The following is a 23,210-nucleotide window of genomic DNA, read 5'->3' as shown; positions in this document are numbered from 1 at the left end:
GTCATCCCATCTGTAAACGCCGTTCCCGCTACTGGACTTTGTGTGATGGCTGGATTTGGGTCTTGATTATCCGTTGCCGTTACCAATCCCGTATAATCAGGAATTGAAGTTGTATTACAAGCCAGTTCTTGATTTGGGGGACACGTGATGGTCGGGGCCTCTGTGTCTGTATTGTCACTTACAATAAAAGTACAATTAGACGTATTTCCTTTTTTATCTGTTGCTATAAGCGTAATGGTCATCCCAGATGTGTAAACACTTCCAGCAATAGGGCTTTGGGTGATTACAGGTGCTGCATCACAATTATCTGTTGCTGTAGCCAAAGAAGTGTAGTCTGGTAATATATTTCCAGATACTAAAATCTGATCACCAGGGCAAGTAGTAATTACAGGAGGCTCTGTATCTGTAACAGAAAACCCATAAATTACATGAGCATGACCAGGATCCAAACTAGAACTACTGTCATAATATAATTTTTCTTTCTTTCCTGTGATTACATCTGTAATACCATCACCATTAATATCTCCCAAATCAGAGACCGAATAATCTGAATAGTCTGATCTATTTATAACAAAAGCTTCTGATGATGATAATAAAAAAGGATTTAGCGTGGCACTCCAAGGAGTATCCTTCCCATAAACAATAGCAATAGAACCATATTTCCCCACAATCAAATCATCAATACCATCGTTATTAAAATCTCCCCCGGCACTAGACACTATATAAGCGTCTCCTGTTAATTCAATTCCATTTGCTCCATCTAAACTTGTAATATCTTCTGGTACAGAAAAACCAGTATTCTTTCCAAAAAGGAGCTTCTTATTCCCAAACAACATATCGTTTATCCCATCATTGTTAACATCACCAACTCCCGTTATCTTTTTACTCAAAGAACCAGAATCCACATAAAACCCTGTTGTTCCATTTATAGTTGCAGTAGCTACAATACTTGAAAAACTGCCTGTTTTCCCAAAAAGAACATATGTTTTATTTTTATTTCCGCCTCCAAATCCAACATCATCAATTCCATCTCCATTCACATCGCCTAAACCTGCTACCCAATTACCAATTTTATCTCCATCAACATCTCCTTTTATTATAAATCCATTGGTGCCATTTAAATCGCCACCTTTTATCAATGCAGGAAATGCCGTTGAACTCCCATAAATAATATAACATTTACCAGGATTATTTGTGCCTCTTCCTGTATTTGCTCCTATTATAATATCATTAATGCCATCATTATTAATATCTCCTGCCGAATCAAAATGATATCCAGACTGGTCATAATTATCTGCTCCCATAAAAACAAAGCCATTGGTACCATCAATATCAGAGACATTAAAAACCGCAGGAAAGCCACTTGTTTTTCCAAATACCACATATATAGTCCCTAATTCTAGACCAAAACTATCATGACGAAATGGATCACTAAACATCAAATCATCTATGCCATCATTATTAATATCTCCTGCAGTGCTTACTTGAAGGCCAGAAGACTGAAAAAGCCCTCCTGGAATATCATTCGTTATTTTAAATCCGTTTGTACCATCTAACAATGCTGTATCCAAGTTTGGAAGAAAATCATTTCCTTTTCCAAAAATCACAAAAACATCTCCAGGAAAATTACCTTTTTCTTCCCCATATGGGGTGTTAAATTGATATGCTTTACTAGGTGCTCCTACCAAAAAGTCCTCAATTCCGTCTCCATTAATATCACCTGCTCCTCTTACATCATAACCCAGTTCTCCTTTTATTTTATTTCCATCTATTTGAAAACCGTTACTACCATTTAAATCATTGGTACTTATTGAAGTGGTATTACAATCTGTTGGAGCTATAGGTGATTTAACTGTAACCAAAAATGAACAACTCTCTGTATTCCCACTATCATCTGTTACTGATACTGTTACATTAGTATCTGCTGTAAATACAGTTCCCTGCACAGGGGTTTGTGTATACGTAAGATCAAAAAGTGATGTACAATTATCAGAAACACCTAATTTTAAATAATAATTAGGTAGTGTTGAATTGACAAACAATGATTCTGATGTTAAACAAGTAAGTACTGGCTTATCAGTATCTGCTGCTTTGGTTACAATAAATGTGCAGCTATTAGCATTATTACTGGCATCTGTTGCCGTAATGGTAATCGTCATTCCATCTGTAAATTTGGTTCCTGCTGCTGGACTTTGAGTGATGACCGGATTTGGGTCTTGATTATCCGTTGCCGTTACCAATCCTGTATAATCAGGAATTGAAGTTGAATTACAAGCCAGTTCTTGATTTATGGGACACGTGATGGTTGGGGCTTCGGTGTCATCTGTTGTTACGACTAGTGTAGTCACATCATTTAACTGATAAATTTCGCCTTGGTTTCCTGCACCGTCCTCTAAAAAGAGATAAACATCATAGGTAGGGTTTGCTGTTAATGAAGATATAACTTCAGAAACATCGGTATTTTCAATATTCATAGCAAAACTCCCTTGTGTCATGGCTCCTGTACCATTTAAAATAGCATCATGGGTCACTGTAGTAGAATAACTGCCTGGATAAATGGCATAATGTATGGTACCTGTTTCAGGGCCATTTACCAGTAACGTAAATCCTGTTGATGTTTCATTAACAGCCTGTGGGTAACCTGTAGTCAACGGCACTGCATAGTGATCCCCTCCAAAAACCACATACACCTGTTTGGCATTTTTAGTATCACTAAAAATAAAATCGGTGAATCCGTCCCCATTTACATCCTTCCCACCATCAATTGGTCTTCCATTAGTTGAATTATTTGTTACGATTTTAAATCCGTTTGTACCATCAAGCGAAGCGGAATTAAACGTAGCGGAAAAACCTCCTGTTTTACCAAAAATCACATAATCATCTTTGGATGCTACTATAAAATCATCTATGCCATCTCGGTTTAAATCCCCGGTAGGTGCAGCACATAAAACATAATTGTTCAACAGAAAGCCATTGGTACCGTTTAAATTACTCTGAAGTAGGCTTGCAGGAAAAGCAGATGAGGATCCAAATATGATATCGTTCTCCGAAAAACAATCATCTATGCCATCACCGTTAACATCTCCAATAGGTCCTACAAAGGTTAAAAGCCCATTTCCTTGGTTATCAATCTTAAATCCATCTGTCCCATCTAGGGAAGGTAAATCTACCAGTACATCAAAAGGGGTACTTTTTCCAAATAGTGCGTAACTAATTTGTTCATTTATATCTAAAGAACCATTCCAACTTCCTATAAGAATATCGTTGATTCCATCACTATTAATATCTCCAGCACCTCCCACATTATATGAAGCCCTACTACTTGGAAAGCTGCTAGTTTGAAACCCTTTAACCCCATCTAACCAAGTTGAGTCTATGTTTAAGGGAAAATTAGCCGCCTGACCAAAGAAAATCCAGGCTTGTCCTCCGATACTCTTGCCGAGGATAAAGTCATTAATATTATCCCCATTTACATCACCTAAAGAACCTATCTGATTAATTTGTAGAAGAAACCCAGTAGTACTAATGATAAACCCATTGTTTCCATCAATATCTCCCCTATTTATTGCAGCATTAAAAGCGACATTAGTTGGTTTTCCATAGATAACCAGTATCCCTCCTCCATATCTACTTGCTCCAACAATAAGATCATCTATACCATCCCCGTTTATATCTCCGACACCTTCAACCGACAATCCTATACTCTCATATTCTACGACACCTTCAACAATAAAACCATTTGTCCCATCAAGAGAGGTAATATCAAAAGAAGCTGGAAACCCTGCATTAGAACCAAAAATAATATAAACGGTTCCAGCTGAGTTGACACTATTTACTGTTGTGCTTGGGGCCACAATTGCAATATCCTCCAACCCGTCATTATTTATATCGCCTATAAATCTGGTTTCTGCTCCAAACTGTGAACTTGCCTGTATACCCGGAATTGCAAATCCATTAGCTCCATTTAATGTAGTTACATCAAAAACTGGAGGGTAGGATTGAGCCATAAGACCTGTGTAATTTAACCAAGATAGCATGGTTAAGACCATAAATTTAATAAAGGGAGTATTTCTATTTGTACTCATATTTCAAAGTAGATTTGTTCGGTACAAAATTCTCAAATTAGTATCCTGATAAAAACCCCATAAACCGTGTATTTAGAAACCTCAATACACCCCTGTTTTCGGGGTATTCAATTTCACCGTAAAGGGTGTTTTACCCAAATTTAATATCTCCCAAATTTGTATTGTAATTGTCTAACGAATGTTTGAGCTTTAAAATAGCTCCTTAAACCATGAATTTAGATATGTATTACACAACAAATTAATCATTATTAATCCATAAAAATTTAAAATTATGTTCTGGGGAATCACATTAATCTTATTAAGTATTATTGCAGTACCATCACTAATCCTTTCAAAAAAACCTAATGCAAAAGAGCTTTTAGAAAAAATAGAACCTTATCAGGGATGGATAGGGTTGGTATTTTGTTTCTGGGGAGTTTGGGGAATCATTTCTGCCATTTTAAACATTGGATGGCTTACTACAAATCCTATCTGGTGGACTACACTTTTAGCTGGAAATTTTGTTGAAGCAACATTAGGCTTTATGCTTGGATTTGGACTAATCAATAAGTTTTTCCTTTCAAAAAATGAAGCGGCAAAAGAAAAAGGAATTCAACTTAGAGAAAAGCTAGCTCCAAAGCAAGGTAAATTAGGAGTCTTAGGCTTGATTGTAGGAGGATGGATGATTGCAGCATCTTTTTTATTCTTTTAGGTCTCGTTTACAATCTGAAACAATTGAAAAACTGGACTTACTATATTTGACTGGACATTAAGTTGAGGGAATAACAGTTACATCATTTACATTTAACACATAAATATCCTTCCAGCTATCCATACCATGTTTTTCTATAATTCTAAACCCTAACCAGTAATTCAGCCTTTCTTGGTGCATCCTTAAATATTTCAGATGGGCTTTGCCCTTTTTTTCACATTTGTTGTCATACCAACACTAAAAAAACAAAGCATGCAGCATTAAACTTCTCTTATTCATAACCAGCCTACATAACAAATTCTTTATTAAAGCCTTTTATAATTAACCAGAAGCCCAGCACAAGCTCAAAAATTCCTGTGGGTGCATTTAATGCCAAATACTCTACTGTTATGACCTCTACTATGCCAAACAAGAGCAGTATACTTGCAGCTATTGACAATAAAGTGCCTGATATTCCCCAAAAGGACAGCCATTTCGGTATTAATTTTACTTTTAAAAACAAGATGTACAGCAACAGGTTTCCTGTACCTATGGTGAACACCATAAAAATATGGTTGATATAATCTCTTGTGATTTTAAGTATATTACCGAATGCTTCAAATGCCCATTGATTTTCGGAAGAACTCTTAACAAATTCTTGACTTACAACAAGAATTGATAATAGTATAACCGTACCAATAATCAAGACAACTCCAGAAGTGATTCTAAAACTTAAAAAGCCTAACGCTAAACTTTTATTATATTTCTTCACTATTGGGTATAATAAAATGGCAAAGCCTATGTAGGTTAGACATAATATAAACTGGAACAAAGCTGCTATTGATACCTGTGCTGCATTGGCAGTAGCTTCTGTTAAGTAATTTGGCGAATCGACTGCTGAAGCTATACTTAAAATACCTGCTATCATTCCTGAAATGATAAGCAATCCGGCTAATTTTACGTTGTTTTTTAATAGATTCATATACTTATTCTTTATCCAATACATTTGTTTTACCTCCTTGAGATATATGCATTTGATTTTTTTCAATATCAAACATTATTGTAATACCCGCAGGTTCGTATTTAAATTCTCCTTTTGCTGTAGCTTGTAGATTCATTACAGAATCGCCGGGTGCTTGAAGGTGTAATTGATTACCAGATTTGATTACTGTTAATTTTACTGGGAAAGTGTCGCTTGAATAGACTCCTAAATATTGATTTAACTCTTTATATTTCGGCTCATAGACTCTAAAATCCGGTATATCAAAATGTTTGTTAAAAAGACCGTTAACTATTGTAACCGCTATTAAGTTCAGACTATAATTTGCACCATTGGACGTAATAGCAAAGGCAACATTTTCATTTGGAAAATACCTTAAAGCCGAAATAAAGCCATCTATTTCTCCATTATGTCCATAACTAATCTTATCGTAATATTCGATTTTAAAAAACCCCATTCCAAACTTGTCTTGAATGGTTTGCATTTTTTCAACATTTTCTAATAAAAGTATTTTGTTATTAAATAAGGCTTCTGCAAAACGAATTAAATCGGTAGGTGTAGAAACAATACCTCCGGCTCCCATATCGATTGACGGATCTGTTTCCTCCGTTTTTTTCCATTGCTTATCAAAACGATAGGCATAACATTCGTTGTTATCTATCTGGATTTTGCTTCCAAAAAAGGTATTGGTTAGGTTTAAAGGCTTAGTAATTTCATCTTCCAAAATTTTGGCATAAGGCTTTTTATAAAGTGTTTCCAAAATAAAGGATAACAAGACGTAATTTGAATTACTATAGGCTGCTTGTTCACCAGGTTTAAAATCACTACCGCCATTAGCAATAATTTCCAGCATTTCCTTTTCGGTTTTCGGCTGGGTATGATAACTTAAGAATGCTTCCTTGTCATCCGTGAAACTATGAATACCGCTTCTATGATTCAATAAATTAGAAATGGTAATTTTACCTGCGTTTTCTATTTTAGGAAAGTATTTACCAATGGTCTCATCAAGGGCTATTTTCCCATCTTCTACGGCTTTAAATAGAAGGGTTGCCGTAAAGATTTTGGATATAGAGCCAATTCTGTATTGGGTATTCTTATCAGGTTTTTGTTTTGAATTGATATCAGAATAGCCCACCTGTTTCTTATATACTATGTTTCCATCTTTAAGGATGGCTATACTCCCCATAAACTTATCATGGTCTTCTAACATATTGAAATACTCATCCAATTTTTGGGTGTCAATGCTTTGGGCTAACCCTATTTGAATGGTTATTATTGTAAATACTACTATTTTAAAAAATGTCATAGTTGTTAATTTTAACATGATTAAATTTTATACTCAGTAGAACTTTTCAAACGACAATTACTTTGCCCGCTCTTTATTAATTAATTCCAATGTGTATTCCATTTCCACATCTTTCTTTTCTATCCAATCTTTTAAGTCCGGGGCCACAATATGATCCGGAATGGTACCGCTTCCAAAATTTTTAGTTAAGTCAACTGCATTGGTATATTTTTGCAACGGAATGGTTAATCGAAGCCCTGTAGGAATACTAACTTCCGGCATCATTCCACTTGTATTTCCCTGGTAACCTCCACCTGTTTCCTGACCAACAACAACAGCTTTTTTGTTATGAGAAAGTATTGCTGTAAAATCGGCACAAGATGACAAACACATACCATTAGTTAAGATATACAGATTTCCCTTAAAGCTATGTTTTGCCGGCTTTTGTTCTTCATAAAAGTCAAATTCTTTAGTCACCCACGTTTTTTTCCATTGGTATAATTCAACATTCTTTTCCGGTTTTTTATAAAACAGTTTATCAAGGCCTTTTACATCATTAGCAATGGCTTCTGTCACCTCAATTTTATCCCAATATCTAAAAGGTTTATCAAAGAAATATGATGCCAGTAATACAGCGTTACTATCTGTACCACCTGTATTATACCTTACATCCAGTATTAGTTCTTTAATGTCTTTAGTTTTAATTTCCTGGAAAACTTCTTTGATAAACTTTTTAAAATTCTGACTGTCTTCTTTTACCTCTGTTTTTGCAAATGAATGTATTTTAAGTATGCCAATATTGTCTAGAATTTCAAATTCTAAGGTTTTTCCATTTCCATAAATAATGGACTCTAAAGAAGGAAATATATCCTTTGAAACGCCTTTAACCTCATACGTTTTAATCTTTCCATTATTTGCTATTTCTATACTGAATTTTTCATTAACTTCTATAATGGTTTGATACCAAAAGGAAAACCTGTGGTTTAATAACAGTACTTTTTCTGTTTGATTATACCCATCCGATGGAATGGCTCTAAGCAATTTATTAATTATAGAATGCATCGGTTTTCCATTAATGGATAAAATTTCACCCCCAATTGGGATATTAGCATCTGAAGCATAACTATTTGAAACCAATACTACCCCATTGGAATTTATAAAAATCGCTAAGGGTAGCATTGATTGGCTGACATTCAAATAATCCTGATATGCTTTTGAAAGTGATATACCGGTATGAAGACACCCTATTTGCGCAATTAAAGGTTTTAACTTTCTGTAATATTCTAATTCTGTTAATGAATTTTTAATTGTTTGATTTGTAGAGTCTATGAGGAAATCAAATCTTTCCTTACTAGTATACCGATAAAACCCAGGGTGACTTTTACTCATTTCATCAAAAATGTCCGTTGTCCAGATTTTTAAACTATCCTGAGAATATGTCCTGTTTGGGCTAAAACCACTTTGTTGTGCCTTGAGGTTACTACATATTAAAATGAGCAACAAGATGAATACGATTGGTTTTACTTTTTGATGAAATGAGATCATAATTAATGGGTATTTGCTATTAATTATTCTGGATTTTGATGAGTCTTACGCTCAATGCATTACTACCATCTGTACTTCCTTGATTAGTAGAATTGATAGCAAACTGAATAAAACCATACCAATTAGTCTCATAAGGGTGTGCATTAGATGTCCAATACCACCCATATTCATCTACATAAGAAAACCCATCCATATTAGTCCTTCCAGCCCTCAATAGTTCAAAATCACCCTCCATTAACTCTGTATGAGCCACATCATACCCTCCAACTTCATTTATTAAGTCATACCAATCACTTGAAGATGGTAATTTCCATCCTTCGGGCGCCATTTGGGAAGCAGCCTCCCAGGTGTAGAGCTTTCCATAGGTATCGCAATTAGTCGATTCATCGTTATAACACCATGACGACGTTGTGGTAGTAGTATTGGTATCGAAATTAAAGTTTTCACCCAACCAGATTTGATTGCCGATTTTTACAATCTTGTAGCGTTGCCCATCCCGTTCGTCCAGCAATGAGTTTAAATCGGCTTCTGTTACACTTGTAGTAGACGTACAGGTGTTGGCATCTCTAACCGTTAGGGTATAGTCTCCGGATTCGACATCAGTAAACGTATCGGATGTTTGAAATGTAGTGCCATCTATGGAGTACTCGTAAGGTTCTACACCTCCTGTAGCTGTTGCTTTTATGGTATATTCCTCTGCGACAGCTGTTACTGCCAATGTGCTGTTGGCACATGGGTCACTATCGTTTTTGGAACAGGATGTAAACAATAAGATGACTGACATTAAAGCAGTCGATTTAAACAGGTTGATAATTTTTCGATTCATGATAATCAATTTTTATATTAATAATTAGAAAAGTTTAAGGAACTTACTATTCTTTCACAATAACTTTTTGTATTTCAGACATTCCTTCATGAGACACTTTTTTAATAAAGTAAGTGCCATTATGTAATTCCGAAAGGTCGATATTACTTGTTAGGGTAGGCTCTAATGTTTTAATAAGTTGCCCTGAGGTTGAGAATACGTCGATTTTTCCTGTAAATGGTGAAGAAAAATGGAACACCCCAGATGATGGATTTGGATATAACTTATAGGAATCCTTTAAATAAGGAGTTTCCGATGATGTAGCAAGTACATCTGTTATACATAATTTAGGGGCATCAAAACCAGTGCCTTCGTTTCCGAAGGAGAAATCTGCATACAAATCACTATTTGCTACTGCAGTTGATGTGTAAAAAATTGTACCATTTTTAGAGTATGTAATTTGGGTTCCAATTTTTTCTATTTTAAATACATCACCAGAACTCCAAGTTGTCTTGTAACCTCTTTCTTCTCCTGATTCAACTATATACACAATGTTGGGGCTCCATAGCTGAATGGCATAATCTATGGAAGAATACCCTGTATAAGAAGGGGTATCAGATAGACCAACAAACCCAAACATAGAAAAAGCTGTAAACTCAAACGATCCATTTTCACTTGCCGGTATTTTATCTACAGAGTAAGCATTGGATCCGTAGCTTGTATTTGTCGTGGAACGCACACCTCCATCTGCATTAACGGTAACTCCTATTTGTGATGTCCACTCTACTTGGTGGCAACCATAATCTATTACCGAGTCCTTAGCGTCGTCAGTATTGGAAAATGATGCCGACAATAAAATGACTGCAATTAAAAATGTTGATTTAAACAGGTTAAAAATTCTTCGATTCATGATAATCAATTTTTATATTAATAATTAGGTTAATTCTTCTTATTTAAGATTTCGTTATACATTTTTTCTATTTCGGATAACAGCGGTTCTTGTTTCATCCACTTAACACGTTCTTCTTGTGTGTCCATCCACCTGTAAAGCCAACTGATGCCCCATTTTTTGTAATAGGTGTCTTTTTGATTATAGATTGGATCTGTTAACGATTCTTCAAAACTTACAATGCTGTAATCCGCTTGCTTTAACCTTGATATAATTTCTGCTAAATAATCGGCATTGATAGCATTATCGTGACATAAATAGATGTGTTTTATTGAACGATTGTAAATTGCATTTGCCATGGTTTCATAAAAGCTTACTAACGCTATGGTTTTATTTACATACTGTTCGCCAATGGCTTTTGCTTTTTGGAAATCTCCGTTATTCAGGTAGTATTGATATACTGCATCGAACATCCAATCGGAACTTTCAACTGTAAAAGGGGCTATTATATAATCTTGTGATTTTAGATATTCCCCGATTTGTATATGTTGGGTGGAATCCTTGCCCATATCGTTAAATGGGAACCGAAAATACTTAAGGTCTTTATTATGTTTTGAAGCATATTGTCTTGTTAAGTCCTCCCCTTGTTCAATGTTCTTTACAAAGCTTTCAAAACCTACCTCGGAATATCTGGAATGGCTGTAAGTGTGGTTTCCTATTATGGCTTTCTTGTTTTTAATCCACTCTTCCAATAAACCCTTGTTTCTATCTAACCATTCTGTTTTATGAATTTTATCTTCGTTGATAAATATGGTAAATGGTACCTTTAAAGAGTCTAGTACATTTAATAGTATAGAGTTAAAATTATCTTTTTGATATTTGGCTGTATTTGGCACATCATCTATGGTGATGGCTATGGTTTTTTGTTGTGCAATGGCCAGTTGAAAACAAAAAAATGATATTGTTATAAAAAAGTGGTTTCTCATGCGTTACTTGTATTCGGGTTCTTAATCAATCCCTTTTGGCATTCACATCAACTTTTGTTTTCAAATTCTTCTTTAGTCAGGCGATATTGAATTAGATTTTTATAGCATTCCCCTTTTTTTGTATGCTCCTTTAGCTCACCTTCCTTAATCATTCCATTCTTTAGCATGACTTTTCCAGAAGCGATGTTCTCTTCAAGATGAGTAGCGTAAATTTTATTTAGGTTTAACTCTAAAAACCCAAACTTTAAGATTGCTTCCATTGCTTCTGTTGCATACCCCATGTTCCAGAATGGTTGACCTATCCAATAACCCAATTCGGCACGATTAAATTTTTTGTTTATTTTCAATCCTATACCTCCAATAAATTCACCTGAAATTTTAATCTTGATTCCAAATGTGAATTGCGATTTATCCTCAAACCCCTGATTAGCTGCATTTATCCAAAACACAGCATCTTTTTCCTCATAAGGATGCGGGATGTTTAAAGTAGTGTCAGCAATTTTTTTATTACTGGCGTATTCAACTATTTTGGGAATATCATTAAATGATACTTTAGCCAAAATCAATCTGCTTGTTTTTATTTCCGGAAATTTGTCCATTTATTTACTCTTCATTTTTTATTGATAATATATGTTGTAAGTGATGATAATTGGTACTTATACATGTTTATGTATTATATTGTTATATACTTATTCTCTTCCAAACTGACCTTCCACTTCCTTTAAAATCAACTTAGGGTCATAACCAATCCCGTTTTTAAAAACCACTTCCACATTTTTAATTACCGTAGCATCTGTTCCCAGGTTTCCATTTAAGATTACAAAATCGGCTCGTTTACCTATTTGAACGGTTCCAATATCCGAACGTTCCAATGCCTTGGCACCGTTACCCGTCATAATTTGAATGGCTTCTTGTGGTGTAAAACCGGCTTCTATAAGCAGTTCATAGTTTCTTTGGTCTCCAAATCCAGGAAGCACATGTCTGCCTGCATCTACACCTGCACACAACACCCCTCCCATTTTATAGTACTGGTATTCAAACTGCATGATTCGTTTCAATCGATTTTCTCTTGTAGTGTTATTTGTGTCTTTGTCAAAACTTGCTCTTCTTTCTTTATATTCATTCAACAAAAAAGGAGACATCGCTTCTAATGTTCTATCATTAGCAAGGGCTCTGTTAGGAATACTGGCTTCATAAATGGATAAGGTAGAGGTTAAAAACACCTTATTATCAATCATTAGTTGTTGTAATGCTTGTACTTTTGAGCTATTCATATCAAGCTCATCCATATATTCACGTCCGCCATTGCATACTCCGTAGTCTTTATTGGTTCTAAAATCGCTGGAGCTGTTTAAGCCATGTTCTATTGCATCGATCCCTAGTTGAGTTGCTTCTTCAAAGGTTATGGAACATAAATGTCCTCTCACTTTACAGCCATTTTTATGGGCTTCGTCAATGATTATCCTTAGATCATCAGGTGCGGTATTTCGATACACCTTAAACCATTTTACACCTTGCTTTATCCAGTATTGCATAGTGTCCCTTAAGTGTTCAGGATTCCTTGGAATGATCATATTAGGATTACCACCCGCTCCTGTAATAAAAGGGGCACTTGGAATAATGTCAGGCCCTATTTGTGTTCCTGATTCTATTTTTTCTGATAGTTCCAGTTCTTTATATGGTGATGCTGCACCACAGGTTTGAATGGTTGTGACCCCTGAAGCCAGATACAGTTTAGCTGCAACACCTCCTACATATGGAAATCCCGGGATATGTAAATGGTTGTGCATACCCACAATACCGGGAACAATGGTTTTTCCGTTAAGGTTTATTATTTGAGTATTTTCCGGAATTTCAAATTCACCATCATTACCAATGGCCTTGATGTTTCCATTTTTTATAATAATGGTTTGATTTTGTTTTATGGATTTACCTGTGCCATCTATTAAGGTAACATTGGTAAATGCCATCAAATCCTCTTGATGCTTAACATAAGGTAATATGCTATCGGATATCCTAATATTTTGGATAGCTTCTTTACTAATAGAATCGTTTTTTTCTGAACTGTTTTTACAGCCCAAAAAAAATGAAAGGAAGGTTATTATGAAATAGGGATAGGACAAGTTAAGTGATGGCATGTATTTCATTTTACTTTTTAGCTTCAAACAATTTGTTTAAAAAAATTTGTTAATTTTTTGACTGTAGTTTTTTTAAAATTTCTGCTCCATTAACATTTGTAGGATCTATTTCAATTGCCTTTTTATAATTTTTAATGGCAAGCTCTTTATTTCCTGCTATCATATAGGCTTCCCCTAAACTATCATAAACATTTCCAGAATTTGGGAATGAGATTACATTAAGTTTAAAAATCTCAATTGCTTCATTGTTTTTTCCAGCTTGCAATAAGCGGTAGCCAATTGCATTCATTTCGCTTTCTTTAAGTAAATAGGCTTTAGAGTCTTTTACTTTTTCAAAATGCTTAAGCCCTTTATCTATCCCTTCATTACTTATGATCTCAAATAAAGAATTTGCTAAAGATTTTGTTGGTAATTCATTAAGGTTGTCATGTGATTTAGCCTTAAACAACTTGTTTAAAAAACGTTCATAGATCTCCTTATCGGTTCTTCTTCCATAAACACCTTTAGTTTTTAATGCCACAACAATATCTAATGAAGGAATAACAGTAATATACTGTCCTTGATTACCTGTAGCGGTATATGCACCTTTAAATTCTGGTGATATATTGGGGCTATCCCATATTCTCCACATAAGTCCTTGTCCCCATTTCCACCAGGACCAATCTTTAAGTCTTGGGTCAACTTTATACATGTCTTCATAACTTGTTGTAATAGTGGTCATTTTTTCAACCCATGAAGCGGGAATGACTTGCTCATTTTTCCATTTCCCCTTTCGCAACATGAGATAGCCAAGTCTTGCCATATCCCTAGTAGATAATTCAAAATGGTAAGCCTTGAACTTGGATTTACTGGTATCACCAGATTTTTTTTGTTTGGCACTGTCCCATTGTTGGAAGTCTATTTTTTTTGCAATATCCTTTTCAAAGGCCTCGTAAATATCTTGTCCCGTTTCTTGTTCGAATATGTGACCTGCGACATTAAAATCCCAATTATTATATATAAAATAGCTTCCCGGTTTTTTACTGCCTCGCTCGGGAAATAACCATTCATTCCCACCAGGGTTACTTGCCGGGTGGTATACTCCTGATTTAGATTTAAGAATATCTAATATGGTGGCTTGCTTCTCAACTTCCAATAGTCCACCAATATCATCAATATTTAATTCATCAAGTGTTTTGTTAAGATTAATGATCCCGTTCTCCACATATTTCCCAAATAGCATTGATAATAAGCTTTTTCTAACAGATGCTATATAACTCAATTCGTGTGTATCTCCATAGTCGTATATCATTTTACCACTTTGTATAACAATAATCCCAGTAGCATTTGTACTGTCAATAGCATATCTGTAAAGCTGATTAATTTTATCCTGACTCCAACCAAAATCGGATACATTGTCCATCATATCCCATTCTCCTTCAGGATAAGTGATGTATTTTTCAACTGGAATATCCCTGACATATCTCACGCTAAATCCGCAACCTTTATTCCCGTATTCGCGTCCAATTTTTTGGTTATTCACCCCCATTAGCCTTTCGTGAGCCCTTTTATTGTCATGGGAATCTGCTACCCAAAAATTGGCATGTTCATTTTGAAATCTAAAATCACCATAATCCGTTTTCCAGCCGGCAAATCGGATATCAAATCCTGACCTTCCTTTTTCTTTTAGGGCTACAGTACTATTTTTATCTCCTCTCCAACCATTTTTGGTCACCTCCTCCTTAGGCATTCCCACGGCAGTTTCCAGCTGTATCCAATCGGCATCGGTCGGTAGTCTCCATCCTTTCGGGGCTAATTCATTTGCTTTTTCCCAGGTATAAAGCGCTCCATATTTTTTATAAGATGCTGTTTTTTTAGCTTTTTTAACCGAATTACCTTTGTAACCATAAACGGAAATGTTTACCGTATCGACCTCTGGTAAATACGCAAAGTTTTCAGCAAACCATACCTGGGTTCCTATACTTACTGTTTTATAAACCCTGCCATCACGAACATCAGTAAATGTATTTTCTTTGAGTTCTGAAGTGGAGTTTAAATTCTGCGCATTTGGCAAAAATTGAAAGCCAATCGTTAATACCGCAGTAATGATGATAATTCTTTTTGATTTCATTTTGATTGATGATGATTATTTCTTACTGAAAACCTGCAAGATTTTTAATGATTATGGGCAATTTGTATTATAACTGGTCAGAGCAGCCTTTTCCCAATTAGAAGGAGGAGTGAAGTCTGCATCTATTTGTATACAGGCTAAATTTGGATTGTTCGTAGCCCACATTGTACTTAGTTTAGTATTATTACCATTGGCAAGGTTTAAAGCTGTTAGTTGATTCTGAAAGCAATATAAAAACTCCAAGGCAGGATTACCAGAAACGTTTAAATTTGTTAACTGGTTTTCATTGCAATAAAGATGTCTTAGATCTGTATTTTGGGAAACATCAAGACTAGATAGTTTATTAATTCCACAGTGTAATGTCTTTAAGTTGATGTTTTGGGATACATCTAAATTGGGTATTTGGTTATTAAAACAACTCAATAATTCCAGACTTGTATTGTTTGAAACATCTAAACTGCTCAATTGATTATTATTACATCTAAATTCAAGTAGAGCCGTATTCTGTGAAAGATCTAAGTTGGCCAGGTTGTTATTCTCGCAAGAAAGCTCCTCCATGATGATGTTTTTGGAAACATCCAGAAAGGCTATCTCATTGTTTGTACATGTTAAATACTTCAAAGCGGTATTATGGGTCACATTCAAACCGGTGAGCTTATTACTATGAACAAACAATGTATGCAACGCAGTATTGTTTGAAACGTCTATACTATTTAATAAATTGGTCGCAATTATAAGAGTTCTTAATGCTGTGTTATTAGAAGTGTCCAAATTGGTTAATTGGTTATTAGCCAAATACAAATTTTCTAAAGCAGTGTTTTGAGAAACATCTAGGTCAGTTAATTCATTATTTTGAACTGACAACACTTTTAAGTTTACATTACTAGAAACATTTAAACTTTTCAATTGATTGTTATCACAAACCAGGTATTCTAAAGCTACATTATCACTTACATCCAAATTAGTTAATTGGTTCTTTCCAACGCTTAGTACCTCTAAGTTGATAAACACTTCAATTCCTGTTAAATCACTAATATTCTTATCATAACAGTTAATAGTTCCTACATAAGCTTGTGCTTCTCCTACTTGTATTTCACCATCGTCATTGGAGTCAATTTTATTAATCCCTTCTCCTGTTATAGTGATTCCATGAGCCAACAAAGCAGCCTTGAAATTGGCATCCGGAATATTCACTATGGCATTTGCACCCAGGCTTGCAGTTCCCGATATATTTACTTTATGCTCACCCATATTACTGGTAATGGTGAGAACTGCCGTTTTGTTTCCTTCTTCCATAGGTTTAAAAACTACTGAAAACTCATAAGTTTTACCGGCTTGTATGGTTTCTTCGGTTTCACTAGCTCTAACGGTAAACTCAGCTGTATTTGAACCTGAAAAAGTGTAATCTTTTAAAATTAAATCTTCATCCCCGCTATTGGTAACCGTTAGTTTGATTTCCTTTAATTCGGGTATTTCTACCTCTCCAAAATTAACTGTACTTTGGTCTATTGAGAATTGAGCAGGAGATGGTTTTGTATCATTATCTTTGCTACAAGCGAAAAGACTTAAACAGGTTATAAAAAGAAGCATTGTTGTTTTTAAAAAAGTTTTCATTGCATAGGTTTTTTAATAATTATTTTTATGAACTCATAAAACGAGTAGTTTTTAGGTTATAATGTTATAACTAAAGCTTAGCATAACACGATGTTTAATGGTTTTGATATTCTACAGCTCCAATGTCTATTTGTGTTCCTTTTTTACGAGGGTTTAGCAAAAAATCAACATTAATGGCATAAACATCAATATTTTTACCGGCATCTATTAATTGGTTACCGGCTTTAGGAGTAAAATCACCTTGTTCGGGGTTGGTTAACCCGGCTTCTTCAATAGTAGTCAGTAACATATTATTATCTATATCTAAACTGACTTCATTACTCAATTTGTTGTGAAGGCCATTAGTAATATCTACAAGTAAATTATTATAAAAAACATTGTTTACACTAAGTTTTGAGTTCATATACAATACGAATTCACCTATACCATACATGGTATTGTTTACCAATACATAGCTTTTACCTGCAGGTGGATTTCTATCACCTATGTGAATACCGTCTTTGGCACAATTAACTATAATGTTGCTATATACTTTATTATCAAAGCCATTAAGAAAAATAGCACTTCCAGTACCACCTTTAATTAAGTTACTAAAAATTGTACCTGTAGTACCCGGATTTATTTGAATACCTGATTGATGGATCTCTATATTTTTAAGCCCGTAGTTAGTAACGGTATTATTGTATATGTTACAGCCTTTAATGGCACCTCCTACCTGTATGCCGTCTTGTCCTACATTTTCAACCCTGTTGTTATATATCAATACGCCTTCTAATTCGGGTTCCAGCAACGTTACATCAGGACAATCTGATTGTTGAGGAAATTGGGTATGCCAATGAGAACCACCAATATAAAAACCTTCTCCACCAACATCATGAATATAGTTATGGTGTAGTATCGTATTCTCCTGAGTAAAGGTTCCTCTGTTAGTGCTCCCATCACACACAGGGCGTGTACGAGCTGAAATTGCGGGGCCTTTAACACCGCTAATTTCTACATGATCTATTTCTACATTAGAAGCCGCAAGTTCTGCAACGATACCAAACGGGCGGCCATTAGTAATTTTAATTCCATAAGTGTCTGAACTACCGGTACCTGTTAAACGAACATGGTTTAGTGTATGTAGTTTTATGGTAGGAAGTTCATCTGCAGCTATGACCTGAGCATCACAGTTTATAAAAATATATGGCTTTTCTTTGGTGCCATAAAAATTTCTAATAATCAAAGATTTTCTTTCTCCGCCTCTTATGCCAATGGTACTTCCTGGCGGAAGTTTCAAATCATTATTATCTATAACACTCATGGCAGGTTCGATAATAAAATCGCAATCGGCACAAGATGTAGGCGTATAGTCGCAAGAATTATCGTCGTATGTGTATTCCAATGAACTATTAATAGCTCTATTGTCTGTACAACCTAAGAGTGCGTTTTTATCAGGTTCGTTTTCTTTAATAATGTTGTCTTCTTTATTACAGTTAAAAAAGAGTAATAGAAAGGTAAGTAGGTAGATGTTTTTCATTTTTTTGATTTGGTTTTATATAATGAAATACGTGACTTTTTTTTAATGTGAATTCGATATATTATATATTGTTTTACAGTTAGTTAATTATTTTTAAAAATGAAAACCCTGTCATTCAGAACGCAACGTAGTGAAGTGAAGAATCTCACGATGATTAGATTTCTGGTCGCTCGTTCCTCGCTCTGCCTAAATAACAAGTAATTGATTATCATTGTTTTATTAAGTGTTTACTTGTCTTATTATATATTGAACTCACATTGTTTTAAGTTTTTAAAAATTTTAATTCCTGTTAAATCACTTAATTCTGAAGCGTTTGCCCCAGAAAACGTATAGTCTTTTAAAACCAAATCTTCCTCCCCGGTATTGGTAACGGTTAACTTGATTTCTTTTTGTGTTGATACTTCCACCTCGCCAAAATCGACCGTGCTTTGGTCTATTGTAAACTGTGCGGGAGACAATTTTGATTCATCATCTTTGCTGCATGATAGTATAAGTAGGGCTACAAAAGCATATACTAGTGTTTGATATTCATAACTTAATATTTTTTTATGTTTTTTTAAATAGAAATTTTAGAAACAGCCATTACTATAACTCGCCGTATCGTCTTTTTTCCAGGAACCATCACTTGGAGGTGTAAAACCGGCATCTTTTTGAATACAGGTTAAATTGGGGTTGTCTTGGGCATACATCTTTGTCATAGACAAATTATTTCCATTGGCTATATTTAAAACAGATAACTTATTATTACTATAACAATACAATTCCACCAAAGCAGTATTCTGAGAAACATCTAAATCTGTAAACTCATTAAGAATACAACCCAATTCCTTTAAAGCTGTATTTTTAGAAACATCTAAATCGGTCAACTGATTATTGTGACAATACAATTTCTCCAAAACAGTATGCTGAGAAACATCTATGCTTAGTAATTGATTATATGAAAAATCCAACCTGATCAAACCTGTATTTTTAGAAATATCTAGATTGGCCAGCTTATTTTCTCCACAGCTAAAATCTGCTAAGGCAGTATTTTTAGAAACATCTAAATTTGTCAACAGATTGTTACCACAATATAATGTTGTTAAAGCTGTATTATGACTCACATCTAAACCGGTTATCGAATTATATGCACAAGACAATTTCTTTAAAGCTGTATTCTGAGAAACATCTAAACCGGTCAACTGATTACCTAAACATTCCAGATGCTCCAGAGCAGCATTTTTAGAAACATCTAAACCGGTTATCTGATTATACGAACAATCCAATTGCTCTAAAGCAGTGTTTTGAGAAACATCTAAATTGGTTATCTGATTAAACTCACAAGACAGTTCCTCCAAAGCAGTATTTTTAGAAACATCTAAATCTGACAACTTATTAAAACTACAAGACAATACCTTTAAAGCTGTATTTTGTGTAATATCTAAGTTGGTTAATTGGTTCTTTTCAATGTATAACTTCTCTAAGTTCACAAAAGCTTCAATTCCGGTTAAATCTGTTACGCTTTTATTATAACAACCTATAACCCCTTTATAAGCTAGTGCTTCACCTACTTGTATCTCTCCGTCATCATTGGTATCTATTTTACTAACACCATCTCCTCCATATATAACTCCGTGCAACAACAAACTTTCTTTAAAGTTTACATCCGGAATATTAACTATGGCGTTGGGATCGTAAGATTTAGACAAAAGATTTATTTTATGCTCTCCAACATTACTGGTAATAGTGAGGGTTGCTGTTTTGTCTCCTGTCTCAGCGGGTTTAAAAACCACCAAAAACTCATACGTTTTACCGGTCTCTACCGTTTTTTCCGTTTCACCGGCATTAATACTAAATTCTGCTGCACTCGAACCCGAAAACGAATAGTCTTTTAAAACCAGATCTTCCTCCCCGGTATTGGTAACGGTTAACTTGATTTCTTTTTGTGTTGATACTTCCACCTCTCCAAAATCGACTGTGCTTTGGTCTATTGAAAATTTTGCAGGGCTTAATTGTGGTCCGTCATCTTTGCTACAACCGATAGTTAATAAAAAGACAAAAGCGATTAATGTCAATGTTTTTTTCATGTTTTTTTATAGATTTAGGGATTAAAAAGTACTAAAAAGTACTTCGTTTAAATTGATGAAGCAAAAATAGTTAGCTAGAAAATCTCTTACAAATGAAAACTTTCAAGAGCGTTAACAAAGCGTTATCAAGTTCAAAAAATTTGTTTTAAATCTTACTTTGCTCACAAAAAAATAACTTTAAAATATATCAAATAATAACAGAATATATGAATGCCTTGTTAGGCTATAAAATTTAATCTACAATTAAAGTGCTTATTTTTGCATTAAAAATAAGCATTAAGGTTACTAAAACTTCTATCATCAATCAATGCATTATAAAACTCAAGGACAAGAAACCGAGGCACTATTAAAGTTAATAGACAACAATAAAAATTAGATAGTTTGCTTTATCCATCCTATTGAAAGAACATAATATTGCAAGTTAAAATTAATTGCAGAGCACACAATTGGTGTGGTTTGTTTACATCATCCTGTTGATGGCAGGTATTTCTATGCCAGTTCTTCCACTGAAAAGATAATGGGCTACAACACAACCTAATACCTAGAAGGCAAAATACCTTATGACTATATTCATCCTGATTATTTGATAATTCTTCAAAAGAATATTTTAGCTTCCACAAGTGGGTTTTTTAAGTATGCAAATCCCTTTGAATGAAAAAATCAGCATTATAGGTGGTACAGTCTTTAGCATTATTCCCAATATCCCACCCAGATGACCTTATTGTTACAGCCATAACGGCGTTTGTGGGAGCTTTGGTCAGTTTTATTGCCTCGATGTTGTTCAAATCTATTGTTAACTCAAAATATAACTAGAAGCCCAGAAAGACCCTGGGCTTTCTTATACTAAACCTTTTCAGTTAATTCTAAAATCCATATCCCAATTTTATATGCAAAAGCATATAATTATATCTTTTTCATTAAAATTATATGTAAAAGCATATAATTATGTATATTTGTTTAAAATTATATGTAAAAGCATATAATTTAAATATTAATATAAGATGAAATCATTAGCAGAATTTGTTAAAGAACGAAGAAAAGAAGTTGGGCTTACACAAGAAGAGTTTGCCGACAGAGCTGGTGTTGCTTTAACGGTAGTACGAAAAATAGAACAAGGTAAAACCAAGCTTAACATGGAAAAGGTTAATCTTGTCCTTGCTATGTTTGGACATGAGTTAGCCCCTGTGAACAGTAGAGCATTGAACGATGAGACAAGGTAATGTATATTATAAAGATTATTTGGCAGGAACTATTACCGAAACTGATGAAGGTGATTATGTTTTTCAGTATGATGCAACTTATGTAGAAGCGCACCCTTCCGAATTTATAACGTTTACCATGCCTGCTAGGAACGAAGCTTATACTGATAATAAATTATTCCCTTTTTTTGAAGGTTTAATCCCTGAAGGCTGGTTACTGGATATTGCTTCCAAAAACTGGAAAATAAACCGAAATGACCGAATGGGCTTGCTATTGGCCTGTTGCCAAAATTGTATTGGAGCTGTAAGTGTTGTACCCAAATCTGATGATGATGAAAAATAGATGTCTATATTGTTATGAGCCTCTTGAAAACGAAGCTGATTTTCATGAAAAGTGTTCTATGGAATTCTTTGGCACTAGAACACCTCCTATAATCCCCTACACTATAGACCAAATGGCGGAATTGGCAAAGAATGTTGTGGAACGCAGTGTTGCTGTACCTGGTGTGCAACCCAAATTATCTATGTCTTTGGTAAAGGAAACCCAAGAGCATGCCGATACACGGTTAACTGTTGTGGGCGCACTAGGAGGCCAATACATTTTCAAACCACCATCCGATCAGTTTCCGGAAATGCCAGAGAACGAACATTTGACTATTCGAATTGCGGAAGCTTTTGGTATACGAGTTGTTCCCTCTAGTTTGATAAAATTAGCTTCGGGTGAATTGTCTTATGTTACTAAACGTATCGACAGGAGTGTAAAAGGAGAGAAAATCCATATGCTGGATATGTTTCAAATAACAGAGGCTTTTGATAAGTACAAAAGCTCCATGGAAAAAGTTGGCAAAGCTTTGGACAGTTACTCCAATAACACCTTGTTAGATAAAATCTTCTATTTTGAATTGGCTGTTTTTAGTTTTCTAACAGGAAACAATGATATGCACTTGAAAAACTTTTCCATGATAGAAAGCCCTTCGGGTTGGATATTGGCTCCTGCTTACGATTTGTTAAACGTGTCTATTGTTCTTCCTGAAGATACTGAAGAGTTGGCGATCACTCTTGAGGGAAAAAAAAGAAAGCTTAAAAAATCACATTTTGAGCATTTAGGACAAGGACTTGGATTAACCAATAAGCAAATACAAGGTGTTTTTAAACGTATGTTTAAAAATAAATCCAAAGCTATAGAATGGATTGATAATTCTTTTTTATCAGAAGATATGAAAACTGCTTATAAGGATATTCTGGAAGCAAGATATGAACGTCTCACTTAACGGGGCAAAGTGTCGTAGGTGGAAGTGA

At 34.7% G+C, this 23,210-nt stretch carries 18 protein-coding genes; 4 read left to right on the top strand and 14 right to left on the bottom strand.

What is annotated here, in order from left to right; genetic code table 11:
• Nucleotides 1-4,085, bottom strand: a 4,085-nt coding sequence (locus ACGLWY_RS15750) for a beta strand repeat-containing protein (RefSeq protein ID WP_396620625.1), incomplete at its 3' end; no start/stop codon positions are given.
• Between the two features lie 271 nt (nucleotides 4,086-4,356).
• Here ACGLWY_RS15750 and ACGLWY_RS15745 point away from each other — a divergent pair.
• On the top strand, nucleotides 4,357-4,776 hold the full coding sequence (locus tag ACGLWY_RS15745) for a hypothetical protein (RefSeq protein ID WP_396620624.1): 420 nt from the start codon (nucleotides 4,357-4,359) through the stop codon (nucleotides 4,774-4,776).
• Nucleotides 4,777-5,062: 286 nt separating this feature from the next.
• Here the strand turns inward: ACGLWY_RS15745 and ACGLWY_RS15740 are convergent, their stop codons facing one another.
• The 13 genes from ACGLWY_RS15740 to ACGLWY_RS15680 all read right to left on the bottom strand — a co-directional run bounded on the left by ACGLWY_RS15740 (nucleotide 5,063) and on the right by ACGLWY_RS15680 (nucleotide 20,712).
• Nucleotides 5,063-5,737 (bottom strand): DUF4386 domain-containing protein, encoded by a 675-nt coding sequence (locus ACGLWY_RS15740; RefSeq protein ID WP_396620623.1) that lies wholly within the window; start codon nucleotides 5,735-5,737, stop codon nucleotides 5,063-5,065.
• Between the two features lie 4 nt (nucleotides 5,738-5,741).
• Nucleotides 5,742-7,061: a serine hydrolase domain-containing protein gene (locus ACGLWY_RS15735; RefSeq protein ID WP_396620622.1), complete on the bottom strand. Its 1,320-nt coding sequence runs from the start codon at nucleotides 7,059-7,061 to the stop codon at nucleotides 5,742-5,744.
• 57 nt (nucleotides 7,062-7,118) lie between these two features.
• Nucleotides 7,119-8,585 carry a S41 family peptidase gene (locus tag ACGLWY_RS15730; protein ID WP_396620621.1) on the bottom strand — a complete coding sequence of 489 codons (1,467 nt, stop codon included), beginning with the start codon at nucleotides 8,583-8,585 and terminating at the stop codon, nucleotides 7,119-7,121.
• A gap of 19 nt (nucleotides 8,586-8,604) precedes the next feature.
• Nucleotides 8,605-9,411 (bottom strand): FISUMP domain-containing protein, encoded by an 807-nt coding sequence (locus ACGLWY_RS15725; RefSeq protein ID WP_396620620.1) that lies wholly within the window; start codon nucleotides 9,409-9,411, stop codon nucleotides 8,605-8,607.
• A gap of 46 nt (nucleotides 9,412-9,457) precedes the next feature.
• Entirely contained in the window at nucleotides 9,458-10,300 is an 843-nt protein-coding gene (locus ACGLWY_RS15720; protein WP_396620619.1) for a T9SS type A sorting domain-containing protein, read from the bottom strand.
• 29 nt (nucleotides 10,301-10,329) lie between these two features.
• Nucleotides 10,330-11,265 carry a polysaccharide deacetylase family protein gene (locus ACGLWY_RS15715; protein WP_396620618.1) on the bottom strand — a complete coding sequence of 312 codons (936 nt, stop codon included), beginning with the start codon at nucleotides 11,263-11,265 and terminating at the stop codon, nucleotides 10,330-10,332.
• A 47-nt stretch (nucleotides 11,266-11,312) separates the two neighbouring features.
• Nucleotides 11,313-11,864 carry a GNAT family N-acetyltransferase gene (locus tag ACGLWY_RS15710; protein ID WP_396620617.1) on the bottom strand — a complete coding sequence of 184 codons (552 nt, stop codon included), beginning with the start codon at nucleotides 11,862-11,864 and terminating at the stop codon, nucleotides 11,313-11,315.
• A 90-nt stretch (nucleotides 11,865-11,954) separates the two neighbouring features.
• Nucleotides 11,955-13,403 carry an amidohydrolase family protein gene (locus ACGLWY_RS15705; RefSeq protein WP_396620616.1) on the bottom strand — a complete coding sequence of 483 codons (1,449 nt, stop codon included), beginning with the start codon at nucleotides 13,401-13,403 and terminating at the stop codon, nucleotides 11,955-11,957.
• A gap of 49 nt (nucleotides 13,404-13,452) precedes the next feature.
• Complete coding sequence (locus tag ACGLWY_RS15700) at nucleotides 13,453-15,513, bottom strand: FISUMP domain-containing protein (RefSeq protein ID WP_396620615.1); 2,061 nt, start codon at nucleotides 15,511-15,513, stop codon at nucleotides 13,453-13,455.
• A gap of 51 nt (nucleotides 15,514-15,564) precedes the next feature.
• Nucleotides 15,565-17,127: a choice-of-anchor D domain-containing protein gene (locus ACGLWY_RS15695; protein WP_396620614.1), complete on the bottom strand. Its 1,563-nt coding sequence runs from the start codon at nucleotides 17,125-17,127 to the stop codon at nucleotides 15,565-15,567.
• Between the two features lie 94 nt (nucleotides 17,128-17,221).
• A complete protein-coding gene (locus ACGLWY_RS15690; RefSeq protein WP_396620613.1) occupies nucleotides 17,222-18,646 on the bottom strand; it encodes a right-handed parallel beta-helix repeat-containing protein in 1,425 nt (474 codons plus the stop codon).
• A gap of 239 nt (nucleotides 18,647-18,885) precedes the next feature.
• Nucleotides 18,886-19,104, bottom strand: a complete 219-nt coding sequence (locus tag ACGLWY_RS15685; RefSeq protein ID WP_396620612.1) for a hypothetical protein — start codon at nucleotides 19,102-19,104, stop codon at nucleotides 18,886-18,888.
• Between the two features lie 111 nt (nucleotides 19,105-19,215).
• Nucleotides 19,216-20,712 (bottom strand): leucine-rich repeat domain-containing protein, encoded by a 1,497-nt coding sequence (locus tag ACGLWY_RS15680; protein ID WP_396620611.1) that lies wholly within the window; start codon nucleotides 20,710-20,712, stop codon nucleotides 19,216-19,218.
• Between the two features lie 1,001 nt (nucleotides 20,713-21,713).
• Between ACGLWY_RS15680 and ACGLWY_RS15675 the strand changes: the two genes are divergently transcribed.
• From ACGLWY_RS15675 to ACGLWY_RS15665, 3 genes are read left to right on the top strand one after another with little or no spacing between them, the layout of a single operon-like run.
• The gene (locus ACGLWY_RS15675) at nucleotides 21,714-21,932 is read left to right on the top strand and encodes a type II toxin-antitoxin system Y4mF family antitoxin (protein WP_396620610.1); all 219 of its coding nucleotides are present in this window, start codon (nucleotides 21,714-21,716) and stop codon (nucleotides 21,930-21,932) included.
• On the top strand, nucleotides 21,919-22,254 hold the full coding sequence (locus ACGLWY_RS15670; RefSeq protein WP_396620609.1) for a HipA N-terminal domain-containing protein: 336 nt from the start codon (nucleotides 21,919-21,921) through the stop codon (nucleotides 22,252-22,254). The genes ACGLWY_RS15675 and ACGLWY_RS15670 overlap by 14 nt, the downstream gene beginning before the upstream one ends.
• Nucleotides 22,244-23,182, top strand: coding sequence for a HipA domain-containing protein (locus tag ACGLWY_RS15665; RefSeq protein WP_396620608.1), 939 nt, complete (start codon nucleotides 22,244-22,246; stop codon nucleotides 23,180-23,182). The genes ACGLWY_RS15670 and ACGLWY_RS15665 overlap by 11 nt, the downstream gene beginning before the upstream one ends.
• The last annotated feature ends 28 nt before the right edge of the window (nucleotides 23,183-23,210 follow it).

The organism is Mariniflexile sp. HMF6888 (genome assembly GCF_044335535.1).
Lineage (GTDB): Bacteria > Bacteroidota > Bacteroidia > Flavobacteriales > Flavobacteriaceae > Mariniflexile.
Note: the sequence above shows the minus strand (reverse complement) of the source record. Positions and strands in the feature narration are given on the sequence as shown.

Bases quoted from the DNA above. Each gene is read 5' to 3' on its own strand.
- ACGLWY_RS15745 (WP_396620624.1), top strand. From the start codon at position 4,357: ATGTTCTGGGGAATCACATTAATCTTATTAAGTATTATTGCAGTACCA.
- ACGLWY_RS15740 (WP_396620623.1), bottom strand. From the start codon at position 5,737: ATGAATCTATTAAAAAACAACGTAAAATTAGCCGGATTGCTTATCATT.
- ACGLWY_RS15735 (WP_396620622.1), bottom strand. From the start codon at position 7,061: ATGACATTTTTTAAAATAGTAGTATTTACAATAATAACCATTCAAATA.
- ACGLWY_RS15730 (WP_396620621.1), bottom strand. From the start codon at position 8,585: ATGATCTCATTTCATCAAAAAGTAAAACCAATCGTATTCATCTTGTTG.
- ACGLWY_RS15725 (WP_396620620.1), bottom strand. From the start codon at position 9,411: ATGAATCGAAAAATTATCAACCTGTTTAAATCGACTGCTTTAATGTCA.
- ACGLWY_RS15720 (WP_396620619.1), bottom strand. From the start codon at position 10,300: ATGAATCGAAGAATTTTTAACCTGTTTAAATCAACATTTTTAATTGCA.
- ACGLWY_RS15715 (WP_396620618.1), bottom strand. From the start codon at position 11,265: ATGAGAAACCACTTTTTTATAACAATATCATTTTTTTGTTTTCAACTG.
- ACGLWY_RS15710 (WP_396620617.1), bottom strand. From the start codon at position 11,864: ATGGACAAATTTCCGGAAATAAAAACAAGCAGATTGATTTTGGCTAAA.
- ACGLWY_RS15705 (WP_396620616.1), bottom strand. From the start codon at position 13,403: ATGCCATCACTTAACTTGTCCTATCCCTATTTCATAATAACCTTCCTT.
- ACGLWY_RS15700 (WP_396620615.1), bottom strand. From the start codon at position 15,513: ATGAAATCAAAAAGAATTATCATCATTACTGCGGTATTAACGATTGGC.
- ACGLWY_RS15695 (WP_396620614.1), bottom strand. From the start codon at position 17,127: ATGAAAACTTTTTTAAAAACAACAATGCTTCTTTTTATAACCTGTTTA.
- ACGLWY_RS15690 (WP_396620613.1), bottom strand. From the start codon at position 18,646: ATGAAAAACATCTACCTACTTACCTTTCTATTACTCTTTTTTAACTGT.
- ACGLWY_RS15680 (WP_396620611.1), bottom strand. From the start codon at position 20,712: ATGAAAAAAACATTGACATTAATCGCTTTTGTCTTTTTATTAACTATC.
- ACGLWY_RS15675 (WP_396620610.1), top strand. From the start codon at position 21,714: ATGAAATCATTAGCAGAATTTGTTAAAGAACGAAGAAAAGAAGTTGGG.
- ACGLWY_RS15670 (WP_396620609.1), top strand. From the start codon at position 21,919: ATGAGACAAGGTAATGTATATTATAAAGATTATTTGGCAGGAACTATT.
- ACGLWY_RS15665 (WP_396620608.1), top strand. From the start codon at position 22,244: ATGAAAAATAGATGTCTATATTGTTATGAGCCTCTTGAAAACGAAGCT.